General features: G+C 66.9%; 12 protein-coding genes and 4 pseudogenes. 8 read left to right on the top strand and 8 right to left on the bottom strand.

Annotated features, from left to right (window positions below; genetic code table 11):
- Positions 1-30 precede the first annotated feature (30 nt).
- The 6 genes and pseudogenes from ENN83_RS08195 to ENN83_RS08175 form a co-directional block, all read left to right on the top strand.
- Positions 31-895 (top strand): annotated as a pseudogene (locus ENN83_RS08195) (AAA family ATPase); the annotation flags it as partial.
- Between the two features lie 25 nt (positions 896-920).
- A pseudogene (locus ENN83_RS17125) lies at positions 921-1,139 on the top strand (DUF2169 domain-containing protein); the annotation flags it as partial.
- A 73-nt stretch (positions 1,140-1,212) separates the two neighbouring features.
- Positions 1,213-1,641: a DUF2169 domain-containing protein gene (locus ENN83_RS08190; protein WP_287185858.1), complete on the top strand. Its 429-nt coding sequence runs from the start codon at positions 1,213-1,215 to the stop codon at positions 1,639-1,641.
- Between the two features lie 8 nt (positions 1,642-1,649).
- A complete protein-coding gene (locus ENN83_RS08185) occupies positions 1,650-1,781 on the top strand; it encodes a hypothetical protein (RefSeq protein WP_287185857.1) in 132 nt (43 codons plus the stop codon).
- Between the two features lie 26 nt (positions 1,782-1,807).
- Positions 1,808-2,266, top strand: a complete 459-nt coding sequence (locus ENN83_RS08180; RefSeq protein WP_287185855.1) for a hypothetical protein — start codon at positions 1,808-1,810, stop codon at positions 2,264-2,266.
- Position 2,267: 1 nt separating this feature from the next.
- A complete protein-coding gene (locus tag ENN83_RS08175) occupies positions 2,268-2,663 on the top strand; it encodes a hypothetical protein (RefSeq protein WP_287185853.1) in 396 nt (131 codons plus the stop codon).
- A gap of 82 nt (positions 2,664-2,745) precedes the next feature.
- Here ENN83_RS08175 and ENN83_RS08170 read toward each other — a convergent pair whose 3' ends face one another.
- The 7 genes and pseudogenes from ENN83_RS08170 to ENN83_RS08140 form a co-directional block, all read right to left on the bottom strand.
- Entirely contained in the window at positions 2,746-3,084 is a 339-nt protein-coding gene (locus ENN83_RS08170) for a hypothetical protein (protein ID WP_287185852.1), read from the bottom strand.
- Positions 3,084-3,506, bottom strand: coding sequence for a DUF6484 domain-containing protein (locus tag ENN83_RS08165; protein ID WP_287185850.1), 423 nt, complete (start codon positions 3,504-3,506; stop codon positions 3,084-3,086). The genes ENN83_RS08170 and ENN83_RS08165 overlap by 1 nt, the downstream gene beginning before the upstream one ends.
- A 71-nt stretch (positions 3,507-3,577) precedes the next feature.
- Entirely contained in the window at positions 3,578-4,429 is an 852-nt protein-coding gene (locus ENN83_RS08160; RefSeq protein WP_287185849.1) for an ABC transporter permease, read from the bottom strand.
- Positions 4,430-4,433: 4 nt separating this feature from the next.
- Positions 4,434-5,291, bottom strand: coding sequence for an ABC transporter permease (locus tag ENN83_RS08155; RefSeq protein WP_287185847.1), 858 nt, complete (start codon positions 5,289-5,291; stop codon positions 4,434-4,436).
- Positions 5,288-6,385, bottom strand: coding sequence for an ABC transporter ATP-binding protein (locus ENN83_RS08150; RefSeq protein WP_287185846.1), 1,098 nt, complete (start codon positions 6,383-6,385; stop codon positions 5,288-5,290). Before ENN83_RS08150 ends, ENN83_RS08155 begins: the two co-directional genes overlap by 4 nt.
- A gap of 56 nt (positions 6,386-6,441) precedes the next feature.
- A pseudogene (locus ENN83_RS08145) lies at positions 6,442-7,473 on the bottom strand (extracellular solute-binding protein).
- 160 nt (positions 7,474-7,633) lie between these two features.
- A complete protein-coding gene (locus ENN83_RS08140) occupies positions 7,634-8,008 on the bottom strand; it encodes a rhodanese-like domain-containing protein (protein ID WP_287185845.1) in 375 nt (124 codons plus the stop codon).
- A 168-nt stretch (positions 8,009-8,176) separates the two neighbouring features.
- On the opposite strand from ENN83_RS08140, the gene uvrA reads away from it, so the two are divergent.
- Both uvrA and ENN83_RS08130 read left to right on the top strand, forming a co-directional pair.
- The gene (gene uvrA / locus ENN83_RS08135; RefSeq protein WP_287185843.1) at positions 8,177-11,035 is read left to right on the top strand and encodes an excinuclease ABC subunit UvrA; all 2,859 of its coding nucleotides are present in this window, start codon (positions 8,177-8,179) and stop codon (positions 11,033-11,035) included.
- 4 nt (positions 11,036-11,039) lie between these two features.
- Positions 11,040-11,933, top strand: a complete 894-nt coding sequence (locus ENN83_RS08130; protein WP_287185841.1) for a patatin-like phospholipase family protein — start codon at positions 11,040-11,042, stop codon at positions 11,931-11,933.
- Between the two features lie 4 nt (positions 11,934-11,937).
- Here the strand turns inward: ENN83_RS08130 and ENN83_RS08125 are convergent.
- Positions 11,938-12,153: pseudogene (locus tag ENN83_RS08125) on the bottom strand (hypothetical protein); the annotation flags it as partial.

Here is a 12,153-nt window from a genome sequence, read left to right as displayed (position 1 = left end):
CCTGGGCCAGCGGGTCGTGGGGCTGGATAGGATCACGCGATGGCGATGATCTCGAACCGCATCCAGACCGCCCATGCGGGGCTTGCCGCGACCGACAAGCCGATCGGGGTCTTCCTGCTGTGCGCGCCCTCGGGGGTGGGCAAGACCGAGACCGCGCTGGCGCTGGCGGATGCGTTTCATGGCGGGGAGCAGAACTTGCTGTCCTTCAACATGAGCGAGTTCCAGGAGGCGCATACGGTCTCTACCCTGAAGGGCGCACCGCCCGGTTATGTGGGCTATGGCAAGGGCGGCGTTCTGACCGAGGCCGTGCGCCGCCGCCCCTATTCGGTGGTGCTGTTCGACGAGGTGGAAAAGGCCCATGCCGATATCCACGAGGTCTTTTTCCAGGTCTTCGACAAGGGGATGGTGGATGACCGCGAGGGGCGGCGGATCGACTTCAAGAACACGCTGATCCTGTTGACCTCGAATGTCGGCACGGACGAGATCATGGCGATGACCGAGGACGGCAAGGTGCATGCCGATCTGGACGATCTGACTGCCGCGCTGCGCGCGCCGCTTCTGCGGGTGTTTCCGCCCGCGCTGCTGGGGCGGCTGGTGACGATCCCCTATTACCCGCTGTTCGGATGCGGCGCTGGAACTGATCGCGGGGTTCAAGCTGAAATCCATCGCGAAACGGCTGCGCAACGGCCATGACGCGGAACTGGTGATCGGCGAGGAGACCATGGATCTGATCAAGGCGCGCTGCATCGAGATCGAGTCGGGCGGGCGGATGATCGACGCGATCCTGACCAACACGCTGTTGCCCGAACTGAGCCGCCAGATCCTGAACCGCACGCTGGACGGCTCCACGCTGGCGCGGGTGACGGTGACCGGCAGCCCGGAGGGGTTCGCCTACCTACGCGTTCGATTGAGGCAAGGCCATGGAGATCCTGGACCAGACCCGTTTCGTCCCGGCCTTTACCCGGGGCATGGACAAGGCGGGGCGGGAGCATCTGGTTCTGGTGGTCAAGAGCGCGTTCGACTTTCCCGACACGGGCGAGCGCCCCCCCATTGCCGAGGATCAGCGCCCGCTGGTGATGGCCGCCGAATTCACCGGCGCACCGGGGTTTTCCGCGCCGCTGTGGGAAACCGATTTCGCCTTTCGCAAGGCGCGCTGCGACGTGGTCGTGAACGGGTCCGCCCATGCCCCCCGGGGGGCGGCCGGTGCAGGGGATGCGGGTCGGCATCCGAGTGGGGGACTGGTCCAGGACGCTGGATGTGATCGCCGCGCGGGAATGGCGCGTGATGGGGCCGGTGGTCACCGCGATCGAGCCGCATCCCTTCACGAAGATGCGGTTTTCCTACGATACCGCCTTTGGCGGGCCGGACCGGGGCGATCCGGACGATCCCGCGCCCGCGGTCTATCGGCCGAATCCGGTGGGGCTGGGCTGGGGGCAGGTGAGAAACCAGTCGCGTCTGTCGGGCCAGCCCCTGCCCAACACGCAGGAACCGGGCGTGGCCGTGACCTCGCCCTATGGCAGTTACCGGCCCATGGCGCTGGGGCCCGTCGGGCGGGGCTGCGTCTGGCGGGGCTGGGGCTCGCGCGGGAAAAGGCGTTCCTTTACAACGGGCTCGACGCGGAGGGGCTGGACCTGCCGCTGATGATCGGCATGGCGTTGAGCGCTGCGCGCAAGGGCTATGCGGGCGGCGATCCGGTGCTGATCGAGGCCCGTTCCGAAGATGGCGCCTGCGGCGCGGCGGTGTTCCGGGCAGAGGCGGGCTGCATCCGGGCCGCCCGCTGACCGCGGCCGAAAAGAAATGCCCGCCGATGGGACCCTTCGACAAGGTCAAGTGCAAGAAGGGCAGTCACGCGCACCATATCGTTCCGGACATGTGCTATCGCACCGGCACGCGCGGTTCGACCGGGGGGCGTATGCCCGGCGCCCCGTCGCTGAACCAGGGCATATGCGTCTGCCTGACCGGCAAGCAGCATTCGGGGCTGCATTCCAGCCGCATTGCCGATCTGAAGAAGCTGGGGGCAAGGCCGATGGCCGTGGCCGGGGGCAAGAAGAGCGTGCCGGGCACCGCGCCGATGTCAGAGATCAAGGCGAAATGCGTCCGGTCGATAAACTCGGTCCCGAACCCGTCCCCCGCCTGCAAGAAGCTTGCGGTCGCGATGGCAGCCAGGCAGGTCAAGGATGCCAAGATCGCGTCCAGACCGGGCCGCACCACCACCAGCCTGCCCAGCAGCAAGGCGCGGACTGTCATCAGGAGAGGGAGGTGCTGAAATGTTTCCCAGGGGGTTGAGGATCGTCGCCGGGGATGCCGGGGTGCCCGGAACGGTGTGCATCGCGCTGTCCCGGCCGGATGCGGACGAGCCCTACAGCATGATCCTGATCCGGGAGGAGGGCTTGGCCCAGCCTTGGGGCCGGATCGACGTGGACTGTGCCATCGTCTGCATCACCTCGGGCCGCTACGCCCCCGGCGCGGCGCCGGTCTATGTGGCGCGCAGCGACGAGGGCGATGTCTGTTTCCTCGAAGAGGAGGAAACCCGGGACGAGAAGATCCCCGGCGCGGGCATCTTCAGCGACGACGCCGCCGGGCGCGGCGCTGCCCGGACCGGACGACGGGTTCGGGAACATCCTGCGTATCCAGCAGTCGGACGACGCGCTGTGGGCCTGTGACGCGGACGATCTGTTCCGGATGCGGCGCGGGGCCTGGGAACGGATCAAGGTGCCGCGCGCCATCCTGCGCGAGGGCTGATCCTCAGCCCAGCGTCGCCGCCAGGCAGGCCCGCACCTTTGCGAGGTCGAGATCGGCGATGCGCAGCGCCGCGGCGCCGGGTTGCAGCATGCGCAGGAAGAACAGCTCGCCCGGTTCGGGATATTCGGCGAAAAGCTCCCGGGCGATGCGCAGGCCGTCTGCACCCGCCACGCGCAGTCCGTCCAGATGCGCCTCCAGCCGCTCGATCAGGCGGGACAGGCGCAGGGCGTCCATTTCCTCGTTTGCCTTTGGGTTCAGCATGTGCCGGTCGTGGATTGTCCAGAGGAAAGCGGCCTGTTCGGCGTGCTGGCGAACGATCTGGTCGAGGACCGGCGCGGGCATCAGTTCGGGTTGACCGAGCCGCCGCGGATGCGGTTCGCCGCCGGGGCTTGGCTGGTCAGGTAGCTGCCGCGGATGGTGATGCGGCCATCCGCCAGCATCACGATGGGCGCCTTGCCCACGCGCAGTTCCAGCCGGTCCGTGGCGGTGACGCGCACCGTCTCGCCATCGCGGATCACCAGCGGCGGGCGGTCCTGGCGGGGCGGCTCGACCTGCCTGCCGCCGATCAGGGGGCGGTCGCGGCGGCCTTCCTCGAACAGCAGCGCCACCTCTGCCCCCACATCCTCGGCACCAAGTGCGGTCAGCGAGCGGGCGGGGATCGCGTGGTCCTGCGCATTGCCCGCGAAGACGACCAGCGGCGCGCCCGCCCCGAAGCCGAGAATTACGCCGAGCGCCACGCCGTTGATCTGGTCGGTGCGGGTCATCTGGTCCAAGGCCCCTGTTGCCCGCATTGCGCCGTCATTCGTCCACAGAAGGTCCGCCGCGCCAAGCGGGCTCAGCCGCGGCGCTGAAACGCGATCATCACGAGGGCCAGCAGCGACGAGCCCAGCATCAGCAGCAGCGAGACCGCGTTCAGCAGGGGTGTCGAGCCCTCTTTCAGCCGGTCGAACATCGCGATGGTCAGCGGCGCGTCCGAGCTGACCAGCATCAGCGTCGTGTTGAAATTCTCGAAGCTCATCAGGAAGGCGACGACGAAGGCGCCGACCAGGGCGGGGGCCAGATAGGGCAAGGTGACGGTGCGCACGGCGGTCAGGCGGGAGGCGCCGAGATTCAGCGCGGCCTCTTCCAGCGTATGGTCGAATTTCTGCAGGCGCGCCCCGATCACCAGCGTGGCGATGGTGGCGATGAACGAGAACTGTCCGAGGATCACCAGCGTGAGGCCTGGGCGCAGTGCGTCGATGTCCCATTGCGCGATGTCCCACAGCCCGTTCGCGATGCGGCTGGAAAAGACCAGGATCGAGATGCCAAGCACGATGCCCGGGACCACCAGCGGAAGCAGCATCAGGACATAAAGCAGCTCCTGGCCCGGAAAGCGGTAACGGTTGAACAGGAAGGCGTTCGACAGCCCCACACCGACCGACAGCAGCGAGACGCAGGTGGTGACGAGGGCCGAGGTGCCGATGGCGCGCAGGATGGGGCGTTCGTGGAAGACGCCGATCCGGGGGCGGGTGTCGCCGAAGAACCAGTCCAGCGTGAAGCCCTGCCAGGGCGGCGACGGGAAAAGGCTGTCATTGAAGGCGAAGACCGCGACGACCGCGAGCGGCAGCGCCAGAAAGGCGAAGAACGCCGCGACATAGGCCGTCCAGAGGGTTTTCAGAAGGGCGGGCTGGGGGATCGTGGGGATCATCGCGCTAGCCCATGGTCCGGGCCAGGGTCTGGCCGGTCAGCCGCAGCATCGCCCAGACGATCACCGAGGACAGTGCCAGCAGCACGAAGCCGAAGGCCGCGCCCAGTTCCCAGTTGAAGCGGACGATGAACTGGGAATAGATCAGCTCGGTGAACCACAGGCTGTCCTTGCCGCCCAGCATCGTGGGCGTCAGGTAATTGCCCAGCGACAGCATGAAAACCACGATGGACCCCGAGACGATGCCGGGCATGGCATGCGGGATCACGATTTCGCGCAACACGCTGAAGGCATTGCCGCCCAGGTCGTAGCCTGCCTCGGTCACCTCGTCGGGCAGGCTTTCCAGCGTGGTGACCAGCGGCACCACCATGAACAGCATGGAGGTATAGACCAGCCCCACCATGATCGCGGCGTCGTTGTAGAGCATCTCGACCGGCTGATCGACCAGCCCCGCCCATTGCAGCAGGCTCGAGACCACGCCGGTTTCGCGCAGGAGGATCATCCAGCCGAAGGTGCGCACCAGTTCCGACACCCAGAACGGCACGAGGCACAGCAGGAACAGCGCCGAGCGGGTGCGCCCGCGGGCGAGCTTGGCGATGTAATAGGAGATCGGGAAGGCGATCGCGAGCGTCAGCGCCGTGGCGCTCAGCGACATGATCGCGGTGCGGGCCAAGGTCCGCAGGTAGAGCGGTTCGTTCAGGAAGGTCAGGTAGTTGCCGAAGCCGAAGCGGTATTGCCCGACGCCCACCCGCTCGCGCAGCGAGACCAGCGCCATGTCGACATGCGGGATCACGATCAGCAGCGACAGCCACAGCAGAAGCGGCGTCAGCAGCAGGATCAGCCCCATCCGCGCCTCGGCCTTCATGGCGCGGCCCCGGCGGCGAAGCAATTGCCCTGATCTCCCGCCCAGCCGACATGAAGCTCGGCGCCGCGGGAAAGATCGGCGAATTCGCCCGATTGCGGCAGGTTCACCTCGATCTCCTCGGCGCCGGCCTGCACGATCACGCGGCTGGCCGCGCCGTTGAACAGAAGTGCCGCGACCCGGCCCGACAGGCGGTTGTCGAGCCCGGCCAGATCGGCGGCCGAGCGGGCGAGCCGGATCGCCTCGGGACGGACGAAGATCTGGGTCCGGTCGCCGGGGGAAAGCGGGCGGCCATGGCGTGCGCCGCGCAGGGTCAGGCCGCTGTCGGTGGCGATTTCCATCTCGTCGCCCTCGATCCGGGCGATGCGGCCGGTCCAGCGGTTGGTGTCGCCGACAAAGCCCGCGACGAAGGCGGTGGCGGGGCGGTAGTAAAGTTCCTGCCCGGTGCCGACCTGTTCGAACCGGCCGTGATTCATCACGGCGATCCGGTCGGACATCACCAGCGCCTCGGACTGGTCGTGGGTGATGTAGACGAAGGTGGTGCCGAAGGCGGCCTGCATCTGCTTGAGCTCGACCTTCATCCGCTCGCGCAGCTTCAGGTCCAGCGCGCCGAGCGGTTCGTCCAGCAGCAGGACATCGGGTTCCAGCACCATGCAGCGGGCAATCGCCACGCGCTGCTTCTGGCCGCCCGAAAGCTCATCGACCTTGCGCGCGCCGATGCCGGGCAGGCCGATCCGTTCGAGCGCTTCGTCCACGCGGCGCGCGATGTCGGCCCGGCCCATCCCCTTGCGGCGCAGGCCATAGCCGATATTCTCGGCGATGGTCATCATCGGGAACAGGGCCAGGTGCTGGAACACCATGTTCACCGGCCGCTTGTTCGGCGGCGTGTCCAGCACCGAGCGGCCGCGGATCAGGATGTCGCCCGAACTGGGGTTCAGAAAGCCCGCGATCATCCGCATGATCGTGGTCTTGCCGCAACCCGAGGGGCCGAGGATCGAGAAGAACGCGCCGTTCGGCACGGCGAATGACACATCGTCCACAGCAAGCGCGGAACCGAAGCGCCGCGTCAGGCTGACACATTCGAGATCGGGGGTCATGGGCCGTCCGGGCTTGCGGCGGGGGGCAGGCGCATGGCCCGCCCCCCGCGCGCGGTTCAGTTCGCGGCCTTGATGCGGTCGAGCACGGCACCTTCCAGCGCCTCGAGGCCCGCGGGCACCGGCGGATACCAGTTGATGTTGTCGATCGCCTCTTGCGGGAAGCTTTCCTGGTAGCGCGCCTTGAGTTCGTCGGGGGCGAAGGTGTCGGCGCCCTGCGAGGCAGTGAAGTTGCCCGCGGCCTCGGTGATCATCGCCGCGACCTCGGGGCGCATCACAAAGTTGATCCAGGCATAGGCGGCGTCATCGGCCCGGCCCTTGGCGGGCAGCGCGAAGGTGTCGACCCAGCCCAGCGCGCCGGAGGCGGGCGCGACGAAGGTGATGTCGGGATTGTCGGCGTTCAGCTTCCAGCCGCCGGTATCCCAGGCCATCGCGGCCACCACCTCGCCCGAGCGGACCAGCCCCATCAGCTCGTCGCCGCCGCCCCATCAGGTCTTGACGTTGGGCTTGCACTCGACAAGCCTGGCCTCGACCGTGGCCAGCATCTCGGAATAGGCGGCCTCGTCACCGTAAAGCGCGAAGGGGTCCATGCCCATCGCGAAGGCAAAGCCGATCAGCGTGGGCCGTTTCAGCCGGTAGGAGACCTTGCCCGCCACCTCTGGCGCGCAGAGATCGGTGTAATCCTGCACCATCCCGGCCTGCGCGCGGTCGAGCACCAGACCGTCGGTGCCCCAGACATGGGGCAGGCCGTAGACCTCGCCGTTCACGGTGGTGTTGGCCCTGGTGGCGTCCAGCATCGAGGGGATGAACAGCGAGGTGTCGATCTTCGACAGGTCGATCGGCTTGTAGATGCCGAACTCCTCCTGCGGACCGACGATCCGGTCCTGGCTGGGCTGGGCGAGGTCGAACCCGCCCCCGGCCGTGGCGCGCAGCCTGGCGATCATCTCCTCGTTGTTCGACAGTGTGACCTCGACCTTGTGGCCGGTTTCCGCCTCGAACATGGCGACGACATTCTCGGGGGCGTAGCCGCCCCAGGTCAGGAGGCGCAGGGTGTCCGCCGAGGCCGGGACGGCAAGGACCGCGAGGGTCATGGCAAGGCTGGACGCGGCAAAGCTTGGCGTTTTGTCATGGTCTTCCCTGTCGAGATGGTCTGGTTGACCTGCCGCCAGCTTGGTTCGCCATGCCAGCGCCGTCAATTCGTTTCGTCGTGACAGAAAGGCGGTGCGGTCGGCCCCCGCGGCCCGGTCCGGGCTATTTCTCGACCGGCAGCCTGGCGTTCAGCCATTCGAGGAAGCTGCCCATGTTGTAGACCTTTTCATAGCCGAGCTTCTTCATGATGCGGGCGGCCGCCAGCGAACGGGCGCCGTTCTCGCAATAGATCGCGAAGGTCCTGGCGGGGTCGAGCGCGGGGTCGAAATGCGGGCCGTTCGGGTCGGCCTTGTGGCGGATCATGTGCATCGGCACCTCGATCGCGCCCTTGCACTTGCCGAAGCGGGCGATCTCGCGCGGCTCGCGCACGTCGATCAGGACGATCTCGCCCTTCTCGGCCAGCGGCGCGGCGTCCCGGGCGCGAATCTCGTCGATCTTGGGATAGAGCCTGAGCATCAGATCCACCATCTTGAACATCGGCGCGCACTCCTGTTGGCTGAGGTCGGGCAGACTATAGGCAGCCGCGCCGGATTGTTAAGCGGCAATCGGCGGGCGCGCGCGTGTGTTCGTCCTGTGTTCCCTTTTTTCCGTTGGGAATCCGGCACGCATCACCTATGTGTTGTTCCGTCATCCCCGGGGGCAGTCATGGCCGATCTGAAACGCATCGAGGTGCGCGGCGCGCGCGAGCACAATCTCAGGAATATCGACGTCGATATCCCCCGCGACGCGCTGGTGGTCATCACCGGGCTGTCGGGCTCGGGCAAGTCCAGCCTTGCCTTCGACACGATCTATGCGGAAGGCCAGCGGCGCTATGTCGAAAGCCTGTCGGCCTATGCCCGGCAGTTCCTGGACATGATGCAGAAGCCGGATGTGGACCATATCAGCGGGTTGAGCCCGGCGATCTCGATCGAGCAGAAGACGACGTCGAAGAACCCGCGATCCACGGTCGGCACGGTCACCGAGATCTACGATTACATGCGGCTGCTGTTCGCGCGCGCCGGAACGCCCTATTCGCCCGCCACCGGCCTGCCGATCGAGGCGCAGCAGGTGCAGGACATGGTCGACCGGGTGATGACGATGGAGGAGGGTACGCGCGCCTATCTGCTGGCCCCCATCGTGCGCGACCGCAAGGGCGAATACCGCAAGGAATTCAATGAGTTGCGCAAGCAGGGATTCCAGCGCGTCAAGGTCAATGGCGTCTTTCACGATCTGGACGAGGCGCCCATGCTGGACAAGAAGTTCCGCCACGATATCGACGTCGTGGTGGACCGGATCGTGGTCAAGCCGGGGCTTGAGACGCGGCTGGCCGACAGTTTCCGCACCGCGCTGGACCTGGCCGACGGGATCGCGGTGCTGGAAACCGCGCCAGCCGAGGGCGAGCCCGAGCGGATCACGTTTTCCGAGAAATTCGCCTGTCCCGTCAGCGGCTTCACCATCCCCGAGATCGAGCCGCGGCTGTTTTCCTTCAACGCCCCCTATGGCGCCTGTCCCGATTGCGACGGGCTGGGGGTGGAGCTGTTCTTTGACGAACGCCTTGTGGTGCCGGATGCCGCGCTGACCGTCTGGGACGGGGCCATCGCGCCCTGGCGCAAGGGCAAGTCGCCCTATTTCCGCCAGACCATCGAGGCGATCGCGCGCCATTACGGTTTCGACAAGGACACGCCATGGAAGAACCTGCCCGATGAGATCAAGGCGGTGTTCCTGTATGGCTCGGGCGAGGAGGAAATCCCGTTCCGCTATGACGAGGGCGGGCGCATCTACAACGTGACGCGGCCCTTCGAGGGCGTGATTCCCAACATGGAGCGGCGCTATCGCGAGACCGACAGCGCCTGGATCCGCGAGGAGTTCGAGCGCTACCAGAACAATCGCCCCTGCCATGCCTGCGGCGGGCACCGGCTGAAGCCCGAGGCGCTGGCGGTCCGGATCGGCGGGCTGCATATCGGTGAAGTGGTGCAGATGTCGATCCGCGAGGCGCTGGCCTGGGTCGAGCGCGTGCCCGACAGCCTCAGCAGCCAGAAGAACGAGATCGCCCGCGCCATCCTCAAGGAAATCCGCGAGCGGCTGGGGTTCCTGAACAATGTGGGCCTCGGCTACCTGACGCTGTCGCGCAATGCGGGCACGCTGTCGGGCGGGGAAAGCCAGCGCATCCGGCTGGCCAGCCAGATCGGCAGCGGGCTGACGGGGGTGCTTTATGTCCTCGACGAGCCGTCGATCGGGCTGCACCAGCGCGACAACGGGCGGCTGCTGACGACGCTGAAGAACCTGCGCGATCAGGGCAATTCGGTACTGGTGGTCGAACATGACGAAGAAGCGATCCGCGAGGCCGATTATGTCCTCGACCTTGGTCCCGGGGCGGGGGTGCATGGCGGCATGATCGTGTCGCGGGGCACGCCTGCGGAGATCATGGCCGATCCGGCCTCGGTCACGGGGCAATACCTGTCGGGCGCGCGCGAGATCACGGTTCCCGCCACCCGGCGGCAGGGCAACGGCAAGAAGATCACCGTCGTCAAGGCGACCGGCAACAACCTCAAGAACGTGACGGTGGATTTCCCGCTGGGCAAGTTCGTCTGCGTCACCGGCGTTTCGGGCGGGGGCAAATCGACGCTGACCATCGAGACGCTGTTCAAGACCGCCAGCATGCGGCTGAACGGCGCCCGCCAGACGCCCGCCCCCTGCGAGACGATCAAGGGGCTGGAGCATCTGGACAAGGTGATCGACATCGACCAGCGGCCCATCGGGCGCACGCCGCGGTCGAACCCCGCCACCTATACCGGCGCCTTCACGCCGATCCGCGACTGGTTCGCGGGTCTGCCCGAGGCGCAGGCGCGCGGCTACAAGCCGGGGCGGTTCAGCTTCAACGTCAAGGGCGGGCGTTGCGAAGCCTGCCAGGGCGACGGCGTCATCAAGATAGAGATGCATTTCCTGCCCGATGTCTATGTCACCTGCGAGACGTGCAAGGGCCACCGCTACAACCGGGAAACGCTGGAAATCCGCTTCAAGGGCAAGAATATAGCGGATGTTCTTGAGATGACGGTGGAGGATGCGCAGGAGTTCTTCAAGGCGGTGCCCGCGATCCGCGAGAAGATGGACGCGCTGGTGCGCGTGGGCCTTGGCTACATCCAGGTCGGCCAGCAGGCCACGACGCTGTCGGGCGGCGAGGCGCAGCGGGTGAAGCTGTCGAAGGAATTGTCGAAACGCGCCACGGGGCGGACGCTTTACATCCTGGACGAACCCACCACGGGGCTGCATTTCGAGGATGTGAGAAAGCTACTCGAAGTGCTGCACGAACTGGTCGACCAGGGCAATTCGGTCGTGGTGATCGAGCACAATCTGGACGTCATCAAGACCGCCGACTGGATCATCGACATCGGCCCCGAGGGCGGTGACGGCGGCGGTCGGGTCGTGGCCGAGGGCACGCCCGAAGAGGTGGCCGAGGTGGCGGCCAGCCATACCGGGCATTACCTCAAGGACGTGCTGAAACCCCGCAACCTGGCGGCGGAATAGCGCCATGGTCCGGGGCCGGATCGGGGTGGCGCTGGGCTCGGGCGGGGCGCGGGGGTGGTGCCATATCGGCGTTCTGTGGGGGCTTGATGCGCTTGGGCTGTCGCCTGACGTCGTGGCGGGCTGTTCGATGGGGGCGCTGGTGGGCGCGGCCTATGCGGCGGGTCGGCTCGACGCGCTGGAGGACTGGACGCGGAGCATGACGCGGGCGCGGGTGGTCGGGCTACTCGATGTCAGCCTGGTCAGCGGCGGGCTGGTCGAAGGGCGCCAGATTGCCCGGGTGCTGAAGGATCTGGGTCTGCCCGAGCGGATCGAGGATCTGGACCGTCCCTTCGCCGCCATCGCCACCGACATGGAGACGGGGCGCGAGATTTGGCTGACCAAGGGTGATCTGGGGGCGGCGGTGCGCGCCTCGGCCGCGCTTCCGGGGGTCATCAGCCCCTATCACCACGAGGGGCGGTGGCTGCTGGATGGCGGGCTGACCAACCCTGTGCCTGTCTCGGCGGCCCGGGCGCTGGGGGCTGATATCATCATCGCGGTCAATCCCAACGGCAAGCGGTTCGGCCAACTCTGGCAGGCCGCGCCGCCCGAGGACGGTCCCTTGTCGGCGATTGTCGAGGCGTTGCCCGAGGGGATGCGCAAGCAATTGTCCTGGCTGATGCCGGACGAACCGGGGCCGCGGCCGCCCAGCTATCTGGATGTGGTCTCGACCGCCATCGACGTGATGACCGGGCAGATCCGGCGCAGCCGTCTCGCGGGCGAACCGCCGCATGTGCTGTTGAGCGCCCACCTTGCGCATGTCTCGGTGCTGGACCTGCACCGCGCCGCCGAAGCGATCGAGGAGGGCCGCTGCCTGGTCGAGCGCCATGCCGAGCAGCTTGAGGATGTGCGGGGACCCTGATGGGTCAGTCGATCAGACGGTCGAGGGCATCCACGATGTCGATCACCGCCCGCGTCCGTGGATCGACGCGGACAACCATTCCGTCATTGCGCAGATAATAGTCCCGGCGCGGGTCAAGGAGCAGACGGTGCGGTTCGCGCAGGATGTAATAGCCATCGCCGACCGCCGGACCATAATACCAGGCCGCGTCGCGCTGTTGCTTTTTGGCCAAACCCGGCGG

It is taken from the genome of Rhodovulum sp. (assembly GCF_011048875.1).
Classification (GTDB): domain Bacteria; phylum Pseudomonadota; class Alphaproteobacteria; order Rhodobacterales; family Rhodobacteraceae; genus Rhodovulum; species Rhodovulum tesquicola.
This window is presented reverse-complemented; position numbering and strand designations above follow the sequence as displayed.